Source organism: Desulfurococcaceae archaeon (assembly GCA_038845865.1).
In the GTDB taxonomy this organism is placed as follows: Archaea; Thermoproteota; Thermoprotei_A; order Sulfolobales; family Desulfurococcaceae; genus UBA285.
In genome coordinates, this window is sequence record JAWBQJ010000001.1 from 406,252 (window position 1) to 425,739 (window position 19,488).

At 54.4% G+C, this 19,488-nt stretch carries 16 protein-coding genes, 1 tRNA gene and 2 rRNA genes; 10 read left to right on the plus strand and 9 right to left on the minus strand.

The genetic code is table 11. From position 1 onward, the window contains the following. Window positions 1–49: 49 nt before the first annotated feature. The 5 genes from QXU03_02105 to QXU03_02125 all read right to left on the minus strand — a co-directional run bounded on the left by QXU03_02105 (window position 50) and on the right by QXU03_02125 (window position 7,255). A 23S ribosomal RNA gene (locus tag QXU03_02105) occupies window positions 50–3,432 on the minus strand. A 185-nt stretch (window positions 3,433–3,617) separates the two neighbouring features. Beyond that, window positions 3,618–5,619, minus strand: a 16S ribosomal RNA gene (locus QXU03_02110). The 16S and 23S rRNA genes sit together here, the layout of an rRNA operon. A 300-nt stretch (window positions 5,620–5,919) precedes the next feature. Continuing rightward, window positions 5,920–6,270 (minus strand): HAD-IA family hydrolase, encoded by a 351-nt coding sequence (locus tag QXU03_02115; GenBank protein MEM2170538.1) that lies wholly within the window; start codon window positions 6,268–6,270, stop codon window positions 5,920–5,922. Continuing rightward, entirely contained in the window at window positions 6,222–6,533 is a 312-nt protein-coding gene (locus QXU03_02120; protein MEM2170539.1) for a hypothetical protein, read from the minus strand. Before QXU03_02120 ends, QXU03_02115 begins: the two co-directional genes overlap by 49 nt. Before the next feature lie 2 nt (window positions 6,534–6,535). After that, window positions 6,536–7,255, minus strand: coding sequence for a phosphoglycolate phosphatase (locus tag QXU03_02125; GenBank protein MEM2170540.1), 720 nt, complete (start codon window positions 7,253–7,255; stop codon window positions 6,536–6,538). 162 nt (window positions 7,256–7,417) lie between these two features. Between QXU03_02125 and QXU03_02130 the strand changes: the two genes are divergently transcribed. Genes QXU03_02130 through QXU03_02175 form a run of 10 tightly spaced genes read left to right on the plus strand, consistent with a single transcriptional unit; the run spans window position 7,418 to window position 16,161 of the window. After that, window positions 7,418–8,527, plus strand: a complete 1,110-nt coding sequence (locus tag QXU03_02130) for an FAD-dependent oxidoreductase (GenBank protein ID MEM2170541.1) — start codon at window positions 7,418–7,420, stop codon at window positions 8,525–8,527. Next, on the plus strand, window positions 8,524–9,024 hold the full coding sequence (locus QXU03_02135; GenBank protein ID MEM2170542.1) for a 4Fe-4S dicluster domain-containing protein: 501 nt from the start codon (window positions 8,524–8,526) through the stop codon (window positions 9,022–9,024). Before QXU03_02130 ends, QXU03_02135 begins: the two co-directional genes overlap by 4 nt. Before the next feature lie 11 nt (window positions 9,025–9,035). Further along, window positions 9,036–10,532 carry a proton-conducting transporter membrane subunit gene (locus QXU03_02140; protein MEM2170543.1) on the plus strand — a complete coding sequence of 499 codons (1,497 nt, stop codon included), beginning with the start codon at window positions 9,036–9,038 and terminating at the stop codon, window positions 10,530–10,532. A gap of 4 nt (window positions 10,533–10,536) precedes the next feature. Further along, window positions 10,537–12,072 (plus strand): proton-conducting transporter membrane subunit, encoded by a 1,536-nt coding sequence (locus QXU03_02145; protein ID MEM2170544.1) that lies wholly within the window; start codon window positions 10,537–10,539, stop codon window positions 12,070–12,072. Further along, on the plus strand, window positions 12,069–12,356 hold the full coding sequence (locus QXU03_02150) for a hypothetical protein (protein ID MEM2170545.1): 288 nt from the start codon (window positions 12,069–12,071) through the stop codon (window positions 12,354–12,356). Before QXU03_02145 ends, QXU03_02150 begins: the two co-directional genes overlap by 4 nt. Before the next feature lie 5 nt (window positions 12,357–12,361). Then, the gene (locus QXU03_02155) at window positions 12,362–13,261 is read left to right on the plus strand and encodes an NADH-quinone oxidoreductase subunit H (protein MEM2170546.1); all 900 of its coding nucleotides are present in this window, start codon (window positions 12,362–12,364) and stop codon (window positions 13,259–13,261) included. Then, on the plus strand, window positions 13,254–14,870 hold the full coding sequence (locus tag QXU03_02160; protein ID MEM2170547.1) for an NADH-quinone oxidoreductase subunit C: 1,617 nt from the start codon (window positions 13,254–13,256) through the stop codon (window positions 14,868–14,870). Before QXU03_02155 ends, QXU03_02160 begins: the two co-directional genes overlap by 8 nt. A gap of 14 nt (window positions 14,871–14,884) precedes the next feature. Then, on the plus strand, window positions 14,885–15,427 hold the full coding sequence (locus QXU03_02165) for a 4Fe-4S binding protein (protein ID MEM2170548.1): 543 nt from the start codon (window positions 14,885–14,887) through the stop codon (window positions 15,425–15,427). After that, on the plus strand, window positions 15,402–15,881 hold the full coding sequence (locus QXU03_02170; GenBank protein MEM2170549.1) for an NADH:ubiquinone oxidoreductase: 480 nt from the start codon (window positions 15,402–15,404) through the stop codon (window positions 15,879–15,881). The genes QXU03_02165 and QXU03_02170 overlap by 26 nt, the downstream gene beginning before the upstream one ends. A 16-nt stretch (window positions 15,882–15,897) precedes the next feature. After that, the gene (locus QXU03_02175) at window positions 15,898–16,161 is read left to right on the plus strand and encodes a hypothetical protein (GenBank protein MEM2170550.1); all 264 of its coding nucleotides are present in this window, start codon (window positions 15,898–15,900) and stop codon (window positions 16,159–16,161) included. Window positions 16,162–16,235: 74 nt separating this feature from the next. On the opposite strand, the gene QXU03_02180 is transcribed toward QXU03_02175, so the two are convergent. From QXU03_02180 to QXU03_02195, 4 genes are all read right to left on the minus strand, one after another. Next, window positions 16,236–16,340, minus strand: a tRNA-Asp gene (locus tag QXU03_02180). Between the two features lie 74 nt (window positions 16,341–16,414). Beyond that, the gene (locus QXU03_02185; GenBank protein MEM2170551.1) at window positions 16,415–16,615 is read right to left on the minus strand and encodes an RNA-protein complex protein Nop10; all 201 of its coding nucleotides are present in this window, start codon (window positions 16,613–16,615) and stop codon (window positions 16,415–16,417) included. Continuing rightward, window positions 16,612–17,409, minus strand: coding sequence for a translation initiation factor IF-2 subunit alpha (locus QXU03_02190; protein ID MEM2170552.1), 798 nt, complete (start codon window positions 17,407–17,409; stop codon window positions 16,612–16,614). Before QXU03_02190 ends, QXU03_02185 begins: the two co-directional genes overlap by 4 nt. 23 nt (window positions 17,410–17,432) lie before the next feature. Continuing rightward, window positions 17,433–19,397 carry a hypothetical protein gene (locus QXU03_02195; GenBank protein ID MEM2170553.1) on the minus strand — a complete coding sequence of 655 codons (1,965 nt, stop codon included), beginning with the start codon at window positions 19,395–19,397 and terminating at the stop codon, window positions 17,433–17,435. Window positions 19,398–19,488: the final 91 nt, after the last annotated feature.

A 19,488-nucleotide genomic window follows, 5' to 3' on the forward strand; every position in this document is an offset into this window, starting at 1 on the left:
CACAAACCCGCAGAACCAGCTTACCGTTAACGGGTAACCCGCCCCCGGGTAAGCTGTAGCTTCGGGCTTTTGGGAGCGGCAGGCTGAACCCCTCGAGGAAACCCTCTTGGGGCTCACACCCCCGCCCCATCAACCCCGTCTTCTACGGGAGCCCGTACCACCGGGACGTACGTCCCGGTGGAAGGCCGCCTCTTCTCGGGGAGGGGTTCCCGCTTAGATGCTTTCAGCGGTTACCCCCTACGGCGTGGCTGCCCGGCGTTGCCCACCAGGACAACCGGTACACCAGAGGCCGCGCCGCCCCGTTCCTCTCGTACTGAGGGCAGCTTCCCCTCAGGCGGCCCGCGCCCCCCGCGGGTAGAGCCCGACCTGTCTCACGACGGTCTAAACCCAGCTCACGTTCCCCTTTAATGGGCGGGCAGCCCCACCCTTGGGGGCTGCTGCACCCCCAGGATGGGAAGAGCCGACATCGATGTAGCAAACCGCGGGGTCGATGGGAGCTCTCACCCGCGACGACCCTGTTATCCCCGGGGTAACTTTTCTGTCATGCCCGGCCCCCACCGATGGGGGCACGAGCGTTCGCTAGGCCGCGGTTTCCCGGCCGGACCCCTTGTGTTCAAGGGTCCGGTCAGGCCGGCTTTTGCCCTTGCACTCTACGGCGGGTTTCTGACCCGCCTGAGCCGACCTTTGGGCGCCCGTGTTACCTTTTCGCGGGCGTGCCGCCCCAGCCGAACCGCCCACCCGGCGTTGTCCCCCCGGTTAACCCGGGGGTTAGGCTCCCAGGTTGCGGTAGGTGGTGTTTCATTGGCGCCTCCATGACACCCGGAGGTGTCATTTCACCGGCTCCCACCTACGCTACGTACCGCAACCCAGGAGCCAGCGCCGGGCTGCGGTAAAGCTCCACGGGGACTTATCGCCCTGCGGGGGGTTGCCGGCCTGTGCACCGGCTCCGTGTATTCACGGGGCCCCGGGCCAGGACAGCGGGGACCTCGTTGATCCATTCATGCGCGCCGGAACTTACCCGGCAAGGCATTTGGCTACCTTAAGAGGGTCAGAGCTGGGCCCCAGCCTCCCGCCTAGAGTTAGAGGTAAGTAGCTGGTCTCCATTCGTTCCGGAAACGACTTAAGAGGCGGGATGGCTGAGTTTACCCCCGGCCTTCAGCGGCGCTTCGCCGGGTTGGACCCCGGTTTCACGGACCGCCAGTGGCCAGGATTCGGCCCCCGTTCACACCCTTTCGGGCTTGCGGGGACCTATGTTTTTATTAAACAGTCAGGCCCCCCTTGTCACTGCGACCTGCGGGTCCAGGGTTATCCCCTAAACCCGCAGGCACCCCTTCTCCCGAAGTTACGGGGCCAATTTGCCGAGTTCCCTTTCGGGGGAGGGGAGGGAGCATTGAGGAAGTTTGAACCTAGGATATACTGTTAAATTTGAGACGGTGACGCATCCGTCCCTAAGGCTATACGCTCCTGTACTGGCCGATCTACTAGGGTGAAGACAAGCATACTAAACTCCCTCCCCTCCTGGCCCGGGTTATCCCCCAGACGCCTGGGGCTTCTCACCCAGGGGCACCTGTGTCGGTTCTCGGTACGGTCGCGGGGGATCGTTCCCCGCTCCCTTTTCAAGGGCCCCCGGGGTCGGCGGAAGGGCCTAACGGCCCCCATTCCCGGCTTCGGCCCCTTCTCACCGTGACGGTACTCCGGGGCCTTTACCGGTTAGCTGGGTCGCGGCCATTCAACCGCCCCCAGTCCGCCTACCCGGAGGCGTCGGGAGCAGGGCTTGCGTTACCGCACCTACCCCCGCGGCACGGGAATATTAACCCGTTTCCCCTTCCCCGGGTCCGTGTTACGGCCCGGGTTAGGACCGGCTAACCCTCGGCCGACGACCGTTGCCGAGGAACCCTGGCCCTTTCCGGCGGAGGGGATTTTCACCCCTCTTCGCTGTTACTGCCGCCGGGATCTTCACCCGGAGCGGGTCCACCGGACCTCACGGCCCGGCTTCTACCCCACCCCGGCGCCCGCCTACCGGATCAGGGCTCCAGCGGAGCCCTGCCCCGGGGTCTCGGCGGCCGGCTTAAGCCCCGACCAATCTTCGGGGCCCCGCGGCTCGGCGGGTGAGCTGTTACGCACTCCTTAGAGGATGGCTGCTGTTAGGCCCACCTCCCCGCTGTCTAAGCCGCGGGACGCCCTTTGAGATTGGCACTTAGCCGGCACTTAGGGGCCTTAACCCCGGTCTCGGTTGTTCCCGTCTCGGCCCCCAGGCTTACCCCGAGGGCCCCACTCCCGCCATTTACGGTGGCCACGGGTTCGGAGTTGGACCGGGGGCCGAGGCCTTTCGGCCTCCGCACCCCCGATCCGTAGCTCTACCCCGTGGCCCGCCTCCGGCGGGGCTGGGCTGAGACCCACTTCGGCGGGAACCAGCTATCACCGAGCTTGATTGGTCTTTTGCCCCTAGACGGGGGTCATGGGAACGAGTTGCACGTCAGAACCCTTTCGGGCCTCCACCGGGGTTTCCCCCGGCTTCACCCTGCCCCCGCCTAGATCGCTCGGTTTCTGGTCCCACGGCGGTGACTCCGGGCCCTTATCGGACCCCGCCCCTCGCCGGGGATTGACCCGGTTGCGGGCATGTCGGTTTCCCTGCGCCTACGGGGCTTTGACCCCCTTAGGCTCGCCACCACCGTGGACTCCCCGGCCCGTGTTTCAAGACGGACGGTGCGACCCTGGTCCGCCCCCTTCGTACTTCCCGGTCGCCCGGGTTTCCTTCAGGGGGCTTCAGCCCTTTCAGGCCGCACCGTATGTAGCCGCCCGGTTTCAGGCTCTTTTCACCCCCCTTGCGGGGTACTTTTCAGCTTTCCCTCACGGTACTTAGTTCGCTATCGGTCTCGGGACGTATTTAGCCTTGGAGGTCGGTGACCCCCAACTTCCTACGGCAAAACCAAGCCGTAGTACTCTGCTCCACGGCGCGGGCCCCCGCGGTTTAGCCTACGGGGTTTGACCCGGGGATCCGGTCATTACATGCCGGAATCCCCGGCCTATCACCCTCTACGGCGGGGCTTTCCAGCCCACTTCGGCTACCGCGGGTCGGCCCGCTGGGGGTTGACCCCCAGCCGTGGAGCCGTAACCCCACATCCCCCCGCGGTTATCCCGTGGGGGTTTGGTTTAGGCTGTCCCCCTTTCGGTCGCCCCTACTCAGGGGATCTCGTTTTGATTTCTTTTCCTCCCCCTACTAAGATGTTTCCGTTCGGGGGGTTCCCGCCCGGTACTCCCGGTTGCCCGGTTTCCCGGGCGCCACGGGTTATCCCCGTGGCGGGAAGTCCCATTCGGCGATCCCGGGTTCAACGGCAGCCTGCGCCTACCCCGGGCTTATCGCAGCTTGCCACGGCCTTCCTCGGCGCCCGAGCCGAGCCATCCACCGGGCGGCGACCGTGCTACAGCCCCCAGAGACGGGGGATCCGGTTCTGCGGGTTTGATTCCGTACCCTGGTTTTCCAGGCCCCTCTGTAGCGCTCATCATTGCTGAGCAATTCGCGCCTTCACACGGGGGTAGACCCCCGTGTTGCACTTGAAAAGAATAGAGGTGAACCCGGCTCCAGCCCTCTCAGCCCCGAGCGCCCTCCTCGTGGCATGAGGTGATCCAGCCGCACCTTCCGGTACGGCTACCTTGTTACGACTTCTCCCCCCTCAGGGAGGGGGAGTTCGAGCTGACACCAAGTGCCAGCCCTCACTCCCCCTCCCCTTGGGTGGAGCGACGGGCGGTGTGTGCAAGGAGCAGGGACGTATTCACCGCGCGATGTTGACGCGCGGTTACTAGGGATTCCTCGTTCACGAGGGCGAGTTGCAGCCCTCGATCCCGACTGCGGCGGGGTTTGAGGGATTACCTTCCCCTTTCGGGGTCGGTACCCGCTGTCCCCGCCATTGTAGCCCGCGTGTAGCCCGGGGGATTCGGGGCTTCAGCGGAGCTCCCGCTAAGGGGTAGCTCCTATGCTGACCTGCCGTGGCCCCCTCCTTCCTCCGCCTTAAACGGCGGCAGTCCCTCCAGTGTGCCCTCGGCCCGGAGGCCGAGGTAGCAACTGGAGGTGGGGGTCTCGCTCGCTCGGCCCTCTAGGGGCATGTGAATTGCCTATGTACAATGCCCCCTAGAAGATTGCCGGACTTAACCGGACATCTCACGACACGAGTTCGCCCACGCCATGGCGTCCCCTACCCCACCAGGTATTGAAGGCGCCATGGCCGTGTCTGGCGACGGCCATGCACCTCCTCTCAGCGCGTCAGGCAAGGCCTTTAACCTGGCCTTCATCCTGCTGTCTCCCCCGGTAAGATTCCCGGCGTTGACTCCAATTGAACCGCAGGCTCCACCCCTTGTGGTGCTCCCCCGCCAATTCCTTTGAGTTTCAGCCTTGCGGCCGTACTCCCCAGGCGGCGGGCTTAACGGCTTCCCTACGGCACTGGGTGGGCTCTAAGCCCACCCAACACCTAGCCCGCATCGTTTACAGCCGGGACTCTCCGGGGCATGGGGGCCGTGCAGGAGACGTTAAGTGGTAAGGAGTGCATAGTCGGCTAAGGAGTTTTCGATGCATCTTACCGCGCAGGCCGGTAAGCAAGTCCCCAATAAATAGGCCTCGTTACGACTAATCGTGTGCATGACCCCCACACCTACCCGGGTATCTAATCCGGTTCGCTCCCCCGGCTTTCGCCCCTCACCGTCGGGCGCGTTCCAGCCGAGCGCCTTCGCCACGGGTGGTCCTCCCGGGATTAACGGATTTCGCCCCATGGGGTGGAAGGTCCCAGAGGCCTCCTCTGGGAGTCTTCCATTACCCCGGGAGTACCCTCGGCCTCTCCCGCCCCCTAGCCCGGCAGTATCCCCCCCAATCCTCGGGTTAAGCCCGAGGATTTAAGGAGGGACTTACCGGGCCGGCTACGGGCGCTTTAGGCCCAATAAACACCCCGACCATGCGCGCTAGGGCCCTCTACTAGTTTCTAGAGAGGGCCCCAGTCTCGCGGGGCCGGTATTACCGCGGCGGCTGACACCGGACTTGCCCCCCGCTTACTATCCCCGCCTCCTTACAGCGGGGAACAGCCCCCTTATCGGGGGCACTCGGGGTGGCCCCGTCACGGTTTCCCGCACTCCGCTGAGGGCTCCAAGTCCATGCTACGAGGACATGTAGATGTAGTGGAGTTCCCTCATTTGCGGAGGTTTCGCGCCTGGTGCGCCCCGTAGGGCCTGGGCCCTTGTCTCAGTGCCCATCTGGGGGCTCCCGCTCTCACGGCCCCTACCCGTCGTCGGCTTGGCGGGCCGTTACCCCGCCAACAACCTGATGGGCCGCAGCCCCATCCTCGGGCGGCACGGTAGCGATAACCCCTACCGTGCCCTTTCGGGGAAGGACCCTTCCAGGCCTCCTCCCCTATGGGGGATTAGCACCAGTTTCGGGGGCCGACCAGCCGTTTAAATCCCTTTTTCAAAGGCTAGTGGGAGCTGGTCGACCTTTCCCGGTGTTATCCCCCTCCCGAGGGTAGGTTAGCCACGTGTTACTCAGCCGTCCGCCACGTCCCGCGGCGGCGGGACGTGCGACTCCCATGGCTTAGCCCCACCCCGATAGCGGTCGGGGCCGGCAGGATCAACCGGAGTTACGGCCGCTGGAAGGCGCTCGGAGATTACTGAAGCCGGAGCCGGGCCCACCTCCGTCAGACCCGAGGTTAGAGGGGTAAGTACCCCTCTAACTTCTCGGGTCTCCATTTAAGTGAGTGTCCGTAATTCTCTTTCTTAATAGAGGGGTTTAAATACTTTGCGCCTATATACCGGGCCTTCCTCTGGGTTACTGTGCCCGCGGCAGGAGGCCGTCTTTTCACTCACCGGGCTATGCCCGGCGTCTAAGCGACGCCGCCGCCGGGCGTGCCGCGGGCATCTAGTATTATTGGCTAAGCTGGCTTATAGGCGTTTCACCACTAGTTGTAACTCCAGTAAACCCGTCACCACCGTGACCGGTTCGCACACCAGAGTCTCCTGGAGTAGCTTCTTCCCGTCTACGAGTATGAAGTCAACTCCAGCCTTGCGAGCCGCAATGCAGTCGACTTCCTTGTCACCAACGTAGACCGTTTCTTCGGGCTTGAAGCCCGTTTCTCTGAGTACTTCAAGTATTACGCCAGGTTCAGGCTTACCTCTAACTCCAGGCCTAACGCCAAAGACCGCTGTAAAGTAGCCGAGAACCCCGAAGTGCTCTAAAAACTCATTTATCCTCTCAACCATGCTGGAGGAGGCGACTGCAAGAACGTAGCCCATCCCCTTAAGCGATTCCAGGCGTCCGGGTATATTCTAACCCGTGCACGCCAGTACTCCCGTACAATCCTCCTAGCCGTCATGAACTCCTCGACAATTTTGCGCGAGACCCGGTTACGCGTAAAAGCGCTCTCAATCACGGCCTCCATGGACATGCCCTCCACATCAACGCCCACCGCCTTACCGGCTTTAATGAAACTCCAGACAATGGATTCTTCGCTATCTACCAGCGTCTCGTCGAGATCGAATATTATGGGCTTCTTCAACGCTAGACACCCAGTACCCTTTCAACGAATTCCGCTACCCCCAGACCGCTAGGCTTCGAGAGGATTAGCGAAACACCCTTTTTCAACTCCTCGTCCGCGTTAGCCACTGCCGCCGACAGGCCGAGAACGCCGAGGAAGCCCAGGTCCATTACGCTATCCCCGATCCCCGCAGCCTCCTCCGGGGCTATACCGAGTTTACCGAGTACGTAGATCACCGCGCTCTTCTTACTCGCCTCGACCGGCCGTACGTGTAGGGCATACCCACTGTAATCCACCGTGTAGTCGGGATACCTCCTCTCGACGAACTCTCTAAGCACGGAGAGGACCTTGCCTGCACTACTCAAATATTCCTTCCTGAGCTTTAACGCGTAATCGTATAGCCTGAAAGCGTTCTGCCAAGAGTCTTCTACGTACTTGCCGTACTCCTTCAGGACGGCCAAGTAAACCTCCCTCGCAGATCTCCGTGCCAGCGGGACCACTCCCCAGTCGCCGTGGTAGGCTAGGCAACCGCTTTCACCTATAACTGGCCCGTTTAGACCAATATATTTCGACAATCCCACGACAATGGGAAGCGCATTACTAGACACTAGGGACACCACAATCCCCTTGCTAACAGCTCGCCTAAGAGCCCGCATAGCCCGAATACTCAGCTTGTACGTGTTCCTGCCAAGGGTTAAGGTCCCGTCGACGTCTAGAAATAACGCCTTAACACGCGAGATCACGTCTCATCGCCCACCCCGCCAAGTACAAAGCACTACTCCCCGAGCGGGATATAAGCACCTCACTAAACCCCGGTAATAGACTGTAAGTGGGGTATACAATCAGTACATGTATTGCTCATGTTAATTTATAAATGGTTGAAGAAATCTTAGTAGTGGAGCGTGATGCTTACCATGGGCGACTACATGAGATTCAACTTCATGTGTCGTGAACGAGTAAGAAACATGGGAGCGCGAGTAGCAGTAGTAGGGGCGGGCCCTTCCGGCTTGGCCGCAACCGGGTACCTTTCGTGTGAGGGCTACGACGTAGACGTATACGATAAACTACCACTACCAGGAGGTTTAATGGTGTTCGCGATCCCGCACTGGAGGATACCACCTGAAAGAGTGCTAAACGGGGCAAGGGAGTTGGAGGAAAGGTTCAGCGTAAAGTTCATACTTAAAACTAAGGTATACTCAGATGGGGAAGTACACGAAGAGGGCGACGATTTCGTAGAGAAGAGGGCGAGCCTAGAAGACCTCCTAGGTAACTACGACCTAGTACTAGTATCCACTGGAACGTGGGTTTCTAAAATCCCAAAACTACCAGGATCAAGCGCAAAAGGCGTCACAACAGCACTGGAATACCTCTACAAGTGGAGGGTATTCGAGTACGGGTACACGACCAGCAGGCCTTACGTGGGTAAAAACGTAATAGTTATTGGCGCTGGTTATAGCGCCGTTGACGCAGCCGAAAGAGCCCTTAAAGCGGGCTCAGAAGTGTACCTGGTCTACAGGAGGACTATTCGCGAAGCGCCGGCCGGAATATACGAGATCGAGAGGTTGAAGAAAGAGGGGGTGAACTTCATAGAGCTCGTAGCACCTGTCGAGATAGTCGCAGATAGCGATGTTGTCAAGGCCGTCAAGCTCCAGAAGATGACTCTCGGGCCGCCTGACGAGACAGGTAGACCGAAGCCCATACCCGTACCTGGAAGCGAGTTCGTCGTTGAAGCAGACCTAGTGATATTTGCAACAGGCGAATCGCCAACACCCCCCCTATCGAGCAGTATGGCTGAGAAACTAGGCTTAAAACTCAACAAGGACGGGACAATAGCGGTAAACGAGTTAATGCAAACAAGTGTACAGAAGCTCTTTGCTGCGGGAGACGTGGCCACAGGCCCTAGTAGAATAGGCCCCGCAGTGAGGAGCGGCTTAAAGGCCGCTAGGTCCATGCACTATTGGTTCTCCGTGAAGACGGGTAGACTGGTATCACCCACGCAGGTGGCGGCGAAATGAGCTCCAACCCCGCTGTAAGGTACGTTAGAATAATAGATCTCGGAAGGTGTATAGGTTGCGGAGCTTGCGAAGCGGCGTGCGAATTTGTAAACGAGAAGCCGAACATAGTAGTGCACAGAACTAGCATTGGGCTAGACATACCGGTTTCCTGTATGCACTGCGCCAGGGCACCGTGTATTGAAGCCTGCCCTACGGGTGCCATGACGAGGGACTCTAGCGGCGCGGTTTACGTAATTGCAAGCAGGTGCATAGGTTGTATGGCCTGCCTCTACGCGTGTCCTTTCGGCATACCGGAGCTTGATCGGGCGAGCAAGACTGCGATTAAGTGCGATCTCTGCATAAAGCTGAGGAGAGAGGGGCTGGAACCGGCATGTAGCGCTATATGCCCAACGCACGCGATACTCTTCGGCGAAGACGCTTTCGTGTTTCAACTCTCGAAGAAGAGGACGGCCGAGGTTATGGCGAAGGCAAGGTTCGAGTATGAGCTTCATAGTTAACGGGTCAAGCAATGACGGGCATTCAGCTGATAGCATATTCGGCGAGCGTAACCTTACTGGTTTTATCCAACTACGTGGATAAAGGCGTGTACTACAGGGTTCTAGGCAAGCTCGTAGGCTACGTGCTACTCATCTGCACAGTTATACTTCTCTACCAGTTTGGGTTAGTAGATAGCTTTTCCTTGTCGCTGGGGCTCTCATTCACTTTAATCTCCTTCCTCATATCCGTCTACACGCTGTTCTACAGAGAAGCTCACCACTACCCAAAGCACCTAGAAACACTCATCGACCTGTTCCTGGTCTTCATCATTTCGGCATACATCGCGCCGAGCTTCATACTCATGATAGTAGCGTGGACTTCCGGCGAGATACTGGGATATGTCTTGATAAAACTCGGAGAAGAGCACTCGAGCGAAGGACCTTTAACGTCCTCTAGAGGGTTCATTTTCGCATCTACGTTAACGTATGAGATATCTGTCTTCACGCTAATAACCTTAAGCATCATCTTCACCACGGCGGGAATAGGCCTTTATGAGTTAATGAAGCCCTTCACCCAGCAATTAGCAGTAGTAGCTATACCCGTCATCATCATACCGCTACTAGTGGTGGGCTTTATAACGAAAACAGCTAACATACCGTTGCACTTCTGGCTACCGAGCGCGCACTCAAGCGCCCCTTCCCCCGCATCCGCCACCCTAAGCGGCCTAATGGTTTCGCTAGGATACTACGGGCTGTACAGGGTGATCAGCGTCGTGGACATAGACGCGTACAGGGCGCCCATATCATGGTTCTTCGTACTGGTGGGTTTCCTGTCCATAATGTATGGAGGCTTCCAGGCCTTAGCTCAGAGAGATGTAAAGAAGCTTCTAGCGTACATGACGATAGCTACGAACGGGTTCATTAGCGTGGTGTTCGGGCTCTATGTAATGCGCCCACTAGATATAACGAAATGGACGCTCGTCATTGGCATGGTGATGCACGCCGCGTACAAAGCAACGCTATTTTGCGAATCCGGCCTCATAGAAGTGGTCTACGGTACTAGGTATGTTCATGGAATTAGGGGGTTTGCCAGAATCGCATCGCTATCAACGATGGGTAGCATACTCGCTATCCTGTCGCTACTAGGCGTGCCTGGCACGCTCGGATTCATAGCTAAACTCCTAGCCGTCTACAACTCTATATTAATCGTCGGCACGGACTCGGCGATGTCGGTTACCTCGTTGCTAGCATTTCTAGCTTACATAATCATCTCCGCTCTAGCAGCTTTAAAGTACGCTAGAATATACTATGATGGTGCCTCGTCGAGAGTTAAAGCCCTGGTAGAGAAGCTTGATTGGGGATTGCAAGCACCGGTGCTGGTTCTGGGATTGCTTAACGTCCTCCTTTGTGTCCTCGTAGTTGCGTTCCTCACCCAGGAGTATGGGTACATCCTCGCACTAATAACCCCGCTTCCAATAATTACCATGTACCTCGCACATGCACAGTTCAGAATTACCAGTACACGGTGAGAGCGTGATCGACGCGTTCCTAACGAAACTACTGTACACGTTGTCCATATTCACGATCGCCACGCTGGCTTCGATAGTCGTTGACACGCATCCTAGGTTGAGCACGATCCTAAGAGTAGTGGGCTTCCTCGGGATACCTGTAGTATTTCTAGTAACGGGCCTCATAGAGCTCCAAGATTACCAGCTACTGCTCGTACTGGTAACCGGCATCGTGGCCATCGGCATAAGCCTTCACAGCGAGGGATACTACAAAGTCATCTACGGGCTTACAAGGTATTTTCAGGTAGCAATAAACCTCATACTGGCATCCCTGATCCTGCTGTTCTCGAGCACCCTCTTCGCAGAGCTGATCGTATACTGGTTCTTCATAGACATAATAGTAGCCTTCGTGGCCATAACGATGGAATACGGCGTAGAGAACCTGTCCGTGGCGGCAACGTACGTAGCGATGTGCGTAGCCCCCAGCGACATCGCCTTACTGACAATGTGGGCCACGCTTGTTGGCAAGGTTGGTCTCTACGAATCCCTATTACTGGCTTTAAATAAGCCAGTAGCAGAACCCGTGAACCTGGATCCCCTGCTTTCTACCATCGTACTTTTCGGCTTCGCAGTGAAGCTGGGGCAGTTTCCGCTACATTCCTGGCCACCGGTCGTGTATGGTAGGGCGCCGAGCCATATCTCTGCGATATTAAGTGGGTTAGTGAGCAAGATGGGAGTGTACGCTTACTTCACGGCTAGCCAACTCTTCGTAATAAACCCAGTGGCGTTCTACTTCATTCTCGTACAGGGCATAATCTCCACTATTTACGGCTCTTTTGGAGCGGTATTGCAATCTAACATTAAGCTGATTTTAGCGTATAGTTCAGTGAGTTATGGGGGGATCCTCACAGTGCTGTACGCTACGATGATGATTCTGGGATCGGCCCTTTTACGGGCCCTTATGCTGGTAGTTGTGGTTTTCCACGCATTAACAAAAGCACTGGCGTTTATCAACGCAGGTCTCATATACCAGCTCACGAACACGTATGACTTATCCAAACTCGGCCACTTGTTCTATGTGTCTAAAGAGGCTTGCTTCTCCGCGTTCACCGTGCTACTGAACTTCACAGGCGTGCCTCCATCAATAGGCTTTGTAACCAAGGTGCTATTAATTGCCACGAGCGTGCTCATAGCGCGCGAGAACATGCTAGGACTGATCGTAGCTGTGACGTTTACGCTAGCGGCAGTGCTTTCAATAATTTACGGAGCCAAATACATTGGCGCGTACATCTCAACCCTACCGAAGGCTCCCCCGAGAATAATACCAATACCGGACATAGAAGTGAAGGCCGAAAACTACCTAAGCGCCGCATTACTCTTAGCACCGGTAGTACTAATAGCTTACATCAGTGGATTTTCGCATGGATACCTATTAGGAGCTGTAATGATGCCAGCGTACATCGCCACTCTCATCACGTACATTTACGCATTTACGCGCGTTTACTCCAAAATTCGTATTCCAGAAGACGTTAAATACTGGTTGTCAGGTGTAGAGTCGTGAGTTATACAAAATCAAGCGCCCTTAGATGGTTCGAGACGCTGTTAGAGGATGCTAAGAGAAGGATGCAAATTACGGGTAGAAAGCTTTCTCTAAGTAGAGTACTAGAAAGCGCGATGAGACTGGGCGACGTTGTATTTCCCAAAATAGTGTACTTGACCAGCAAGCTCGCAGAAGCCGTGGGAAAACTCCAGATCACCATGATAGAGTCGATGATCACCGCGTCAATATGGTACGGGTTGATACTACTCGTCCTAGTTACGCTGGTAATACTCACTGCTAGGTGAAGCGTGTGGAGCCCCTCTCCATGCTGTGCACGGCTATCACATTACTTGCAGGGACGTCTTTACCGGTATTCCTCGATGGCCTGGAGCGAAAGTTAAAAGCAGCATTACAAAGCAGGATAGGCCCTCCTATAACTCAAACACTATACGACCTCTTAAAGTTAATGATAAAGGAGTCTAAGCAAGTTCACACCGTACCTTACATTATACTCTACTTCACTTCGTTTATTTCGTGCGCCCTCACATCGATGTTTCTGATAACGCTGTACACCATTACATGGGATTTCATGCTATTCGCCCTCGCACTTTCACTTCTAATGGTCTCGTTAACGGCATTAACGCTAATACCGCTACTCATACCGAACCCCTTCAGCTACATTGGTGGGATGAGGGAAGTCGTACTTTCACTTGTAAACGAGTCAGCGTTTGTAGCCTCAGTGGCAATTTACATAGTCTCGCTTCACTTCAAAGCAGGTTTCAGCACGCCTTCGACACCGCACCTGCTTGTCGTAACGATCCCCGCGCTTGCGATAATGTTTACTTCTGGATACGCCCTCACGGGGAGGCCACCTTTTGATATTGCCGAGGCGGAGCCGGAACTCGCCTCGGGTGTTCTCGTGGAGTTTAGTGGGGCCTTGCTAGCACTATATCTCTACTCGAATTTACTTAAGAGGTTCCTCGTGAAGCTATTCGTTGCCACCATGCTCGTTACGCTTATAGCAGGTAATGGAGTCCTCTCAGTAGTTTTGACGTGCTTAATAACGATTACGTTATGGATACTGTTCACCGTGATCTCGGTAACGCTGGGCAGGTCGAGGGTAGACCTCGCACCGAGAACGCTCGCGAAATATTATATAGGGCTATTCATTATACCTATAGCAGGGTTAGTGGTGCTTGCTTATGGATAAGAAACTCGAAGCCTTAAATAAGTATACCTTACTAGCCAGGTCATATGGAGGATCTATCCTAGTGGAGGACAACACGGTCTACATCAACGCGCCGAGAGAACACCTAGTAGACCTCGCATCAAAGCTCTTCAACGACTTCACGTGTAGTTTTAGAACGTGCATAGGCATAGACGAGCGCCCGCTTAATGGGCATTTTTCAGTAACGCACGTGTTTACAGACGATAGGAACTCCCTTTACGTACTTTTAAAGACCTATGCCGAGGCCGAAGCCCCCCGGATACCAAGCATAACGAACGTCGTGCCTGCAGCTGATTGGTGTGAAATGGAGGCCCACGATCTGCTTGGCATAGAGTTCGTTGGCAGGGATCACTACAGGTTGGTTCTACCGCCCGAGTGGCCTGAAGGGGTATACCCGTTGAGGAAAGACGTACCGTACGACTATAGGCCGCGAGTTAGAGGTGTAAGTGAAAGGCTTTCGATGTCTACCGAACTAGGTGTAATACCCATAGGACCATATCACCCGGCTCTTCACGAACCCGAATACTTCGAGCTGTACGTTGAAGGAGAACGCGTCGTCGACCTAAAGTACAGGGGTTTCCACGTTCACCGCGGTATAGAGAAGCTTGCGGAGTCCCGTATGAACTACCAGCAAATAAACTTCCTCGCAGAGAGGATATGCGGTATATGCGGATTTGAGCACAGCACATGCTACGCGCTCGCGGTGGAAAAGGCTGCGAAGCTGGAGGTTCCCGAAAGGGCACAGTATATTAGAAGCATAGTCTTAGAGGTTGAGAGGATCCACAGCCACCTTCTCTGGCTTGGAGTAGCGTTCCACTTCGTAGGATACGATGCAGGCTTCATGCATACATGGCGTATTAGAGAAAAGATAATGTATCTCGCGGAGCTTCTAACAGGTAGCAGGAAGACGTATGGAATTAACCTGGTTGGGGGTGTTAGAAAGGACATTAACGAGGAGAAAAAGCAGAAAACACTCGAAGTGCTTAGAGAAGTCTCAAGCGAGTTCAAGCAGCTCGTCGAGGTTGCAATTAATGTACCCCAGGTTAGAAGAAGGCTCGTTGGGACCGGTACATTACCGAAGGAGTACGCGGTAAAACTCTCCGTTGAGGGGCCCGTCGCGAGAGCCTCAGGCATAGATAAAGATGCCAGAAGAGACCTGCCTTACGCAGCCTACAAGTATGCATCTTTTAAGGTGCCTGTCTACGGCGAAGGTGATAACATGGCAAGGGCCCTTGTCAGAGTAGAGGAGATCCTCGAATCCATATCTATAATTGAACAGTTACTTGATAAGATACCTAAAGGGCCAATCATGCTCGAAGACTTCGAGATACCTGAAGGAAGAATCGGCGTACAAGTGGTAGAGGCCCCACGTGGCGGCGATGTGCACTTCGTCATGACAGGGCGTGGTAGACCATATAGGTGGAGAGTTCGCGCCCCCACGTACAGTAACATACCGGCATTGAAGATCATGCTCAAAGACCAGCCGTTGGCAGACGCGCCTCTGACCATTGCGAGCATAGACCCGTGCTTTTCCTGTACGGATAGGGTGATAGTAGTAAGATCTGACGGAAGGATTGAACGGCTAGGCTGAAAGGTGATGGCCACGTGAGCTCGTTGAAGAGGGTCTTTAAGCCCGTAGAACTAATCGTGATCGCGGGTAAGACGGGGCGTGTAACCATAAAATACCCGTTTGAAGGGCCACTGATATCGCAGGAGTTTCGAGGACTCATAGTGATTAGTCCTGAGAAGTGTATTGGTTGCGGAGCTTGCGTAAACGCCTGCCCGCCTAATGCCCTTGAAATGCTCGAAAGCCCTGACAAAAAAATACTTAGATACTACATTGGCAGGTGCATATTCTGCTGGAGATGCATCGACGTATGCCCCGTCGGGGCAATTAAGGGTACTACGGAGTTTGAGCTTGCAACAAACGACTTCTTAGACCTTTACACTTACATAACTCATAGTAGGGCACACTGCACGTGCGGTACGGGAGGCGAACCCGTTAGGATGAGGAGGTACGTCATCGAGAAAGCACCTATAGTTGAAAATTACGCTAGTAAGTGCCCCGACTGCCGCAAGAAATCTCTTATAAACGCTGTTTCACTGAGAAAGGTGGGATTCGTTGGAGAAGAAGCTCGAACGTCTTAAGAGAAGTATATGGATATTCCACCTGAACACGGGTAGCTGTAATGCATGCGACATCGAGATACTAGACGCGTTAACGCCATTTCACGATGCCGAGAGGTTCGGAGTAAAGCTTGTCGCCTCGCCACGCCACGCTGACGCAATACTATTAACGGGGCCGATAACGCTTGAATCCCTACCCAAGGTAATTAACGCGATCGAAGCAGCGCCGAGGCCTAGAATACTGATAGCGCTGGGTTCCTGCGCCTGCGGTGGGGGCATATGGCACGACACATACTCAACTGTTGGAGGGGTAAATAGCTTGCTGAAGATACTAAAAGAGCGTGGCATAGAAGTTGATGCCGTCTACTGCGTGCCGGGATGCCCGATAAGGCCAGAAGCGCTACTCTACGCGATCGCATTAATTAAGGGCCTAGTACAGAAGAAAGTAAAACCAGAGGTGGCAACTGCTGAGTAGCGGGTATGCTGTCTACGTGTGCCTGTATAGTAGCTACGAAAGCATAGTATCTAGGCACTATACATCAAGCATTTCAATGTGTAAAAAAATCGGCGAGTTATCGGGCATCGAGGACATACTACCAAACTCGACAGTGCTGTTTAGGGCACCCGACGAGTTCCTAGTAACAGATATTGAAGCCGTGCGAGCTATTTTCTCAAAGCTAAATGTTAGTGACCAGGAACTTGACAGCTATCTCAAGGAAGGCTACCTGTACCTGGTAATCAGGAAAGAAAAGTAAACGCGTAATTCAGGCAGCACTCGTAGTGCCCATGAACGAAACAAGCGTCACCTTCTTCGGACCTTAAAATAGGACGCCGCCGCCGGGATTTGAACCCGGGTCACGGGCTATCCGCATGCCCCGTTTAACGCGGGGCATACGACAGGCCCGCATACTAAACCGGGCTATACTACGGCGGCGCCTGTTTTTCACTATACTAGTAGAACGGCTTTTAAACTTCACCACTTCACGCTCTGATTACTGTGCGTTTTCATCAGGGAACGTAGCTAGGCTTTTCCTCCAAGTTTAAAATGCGCTTTTCAAGCTTCATCCTTAGCCTATACTCCACGTACTTGTCTACAGGGCTGAATCGAGGGGGGTGCGGTACTACTAGCTCCCCCCCGCAATGTGGACACCTCTCCTTCGTGAGCGTGTAACGACCGCAGTTCTTGCACCTTCGCATTAACCAGTTCAAAGCTTTTCACGCTCGGTAACGTAAATAATACCTAGTTCTTTAGCTTTTTTACCGCACTCTTTTATGGCGTTTTCAGCGTGCTCTTCAGCCGCTTTGTAGTCTCCTGCGTAGACTTCAAGAATGTACCTTGGCGAGCCTGCAACGTATAGCCTGTACTTGACGCCATTAGATTCTAAGTAGGCCGCTATTGATTCAAGGCACTTCTTCACTTTCTCTACGCCGTCGGGGTCGTGTGACTGCACCACGAGCTTGTACCGGGCCATCACCTCTTTCAGCTTAACGTGCCTTGATGCTTCTTCCAGTAGCGGTTTAATCCACTCTTCGGGAACCCCTGCACTAAGGAGCACCTGGGGGCCCTTACTAAGCGCCTCTTCTAAGGCATACATGACGTCCGAGTACCTATCTTCAAGTTTCCACACAACCTCCATGTAAGCCTCTTCAGTGCTTTTACCGATTTTTTCGGCCACCGTCTCCACTATTTTACATGCCTTGACGTACCTCTTCCACCACTGCATCTTTCGCTGCCGATCGCTATCCGCAACTCTTTTCAGGGACACGTCAACCTCTTTTTTCACCCTGTCGACACGTATTACCTTGACAACTATCTTCTGCCCCTCTCTAACAACATCCCTAATGTTCCTAACCCACTTTGAGGATATCTCGCTCCACGGTAGAAAGGCCCTGTAATCCCTATACTCATCCAATGTGACATACGCTCCGTAGTCGTATATTTCAGTAACCGTGGCTATAACTAGTTCCCCAACCTCTGGAAGAGGCCTTCTCGGAAGAACCATGCACCGGTTCACCTAGTAATACCTTACTCTGATAGCTTAAATAGCGCCACCATGTAGTACACACTGTACATTCCGTAATAAGCTACGTTTACCTCGCCGACCGGGATGATCCCGGCATATACTAGTTCAAACCCCGTTACCGTGGCATTGAGTGGCCTGGTCTCGATCATGTTGTTGTATACAGCGCTATATCCTGCCCTACTCATCGCCAAAATGCAAAGCTGTACCACGAGAGTTTCCCTTCCGGTAGCAGTCCACATGAGAGGCCTTGATCTTTCACTGATACCCGTACCAAGGAACAGGTAGTCTCCTTCGGTCTTATTAGCGAGCTTTAAGTACGCGGGTATGTTGATCAGATCACCGTAAGCGCCGTATATGGGCTGGGAGGGCTGACCCGTCGCCGTGTATGCCGTCTGGGGGACACCCACGAACGAGTCATTCATGGGCCCTGCACTATACACAGTGGTGATCAATACGTAGACGTCTTCGACGCCTATTTCCCGGCTAATGTCTTTTAAGATTTCTCTGGAAGTCCTCCAGTTGTTAACGAAAATTCTCGAAACAAGGCTCTTACTTTGAACACTCCCATAGGGGTGACTCAGAGTTAGCGCCTTGACCCCCCTCTCAGCTAGTGCACTTTGTACCCAGTAACTGTAATCCCAATAGGTAACCACTAGTACTTTTTCGCCCCTTGCACTGGATTTCACCGCATCGGCTACCTCCTCTCCGAGAACCCGCAAGTTTATATCAGGCCTCGCACCTAGGCCCCTCTCTCGGCTTAATTCTACGATTTCTTTGGAAAGGGCGTTTATCCCGGTGAAACGTGTTGAAGCCATGTATGAGCAGAACACTGGTACAACTATGAAGGTTGTTAAAGTCAGCACGGCTACTAGCTTGTATATCTTGCTGGCCGGAACTGCGCCCTTGCCGATCGCTTTTACAAGTTTGCTTAATACTATAGAGCCCGTGAAAGCTAGTAGGGGTATTGCCGTTGTTATGGCGAAATGGCCTATAGTAGTAAGTAGTGCGACTGGAAGAGCTATCAGCGCGATTCGCCTTTCTTCGTGGCTAGTGGGAGTCCATATTGCCAGTAGGAATCCCGGTATGGCGATAAGCCCTGGCAAGCCGTACATCACGATGGAGCTGGGCGTGGTGATGTAATCTGCACTCCTATACACCCCAGCAGCGCGAATGAAAAGCCCGCACACCACTCCCAGTATGGCTGTTAGTATTAGTATTATGGCTTTATACGAGGCTTGAAGCCTTCCACGAGCTATGTGTACTGCGCCGAGGAACCCGAGGGACATTGCCGTTAAGGGAACAGCATAAACATCGTAATTAGTAGGCTTGACTACCATCAGTGCTATCATCGCCGTTAAGGTCATAGCCAAGAACACCCTTACCTTCCACCACGTGATATTACCCTCTACGTAGTCGGATAATAGCAGAATTAGCCCGACTAAGAGGGGTAGGAACCCTGCTGGGTGAAGTATCATGAAAACGTAGAGAGCTAGGCCTGCCGCCAAGTAGACTCTTTCACCTTCTAGAAGACCGTGAGCGGTTAATAGAGTCGTTGTAGCGATTAGTGGAGACAATAGGAGGAGCCCCGATTGCTCTAAGAAGTATGAGGCCAGAATGCCGGGGGTTATCGCATACATGAATGCCGCGAACACCCCCCCTATTCCCGAATGAAGTAGCCTACGGGTAACTATGTAGGTGATGAGTAGCGTTAAGATGTTAAATATGACGAAAGCTTGTGGCGGTATTTTTGAAAATAGCCATATGTACGCGAACGCTAATTCACATTTACCGCTATACTCCACTAGCTTGCAGAACTCCTCAAAGCTCTCAGCGTACCGTGCCACGCTGAGGGCTGTAGGCTGTAAGTAAAGCTCGTTACTCATGAAAAGCCATATATGGATCGCTATTGCAAGCACTAGTAGTACGTACTCTACGACGCTAGCCTTGACCGGTTCTCTGCGCTCCATCTAGTGGCACCAGGCATAGTGTTGAGTTACTCAGGCTTTATTAATTAACCCCATAAACTATTAAATCTGTGTGCTCTCCAGTACAAAATGG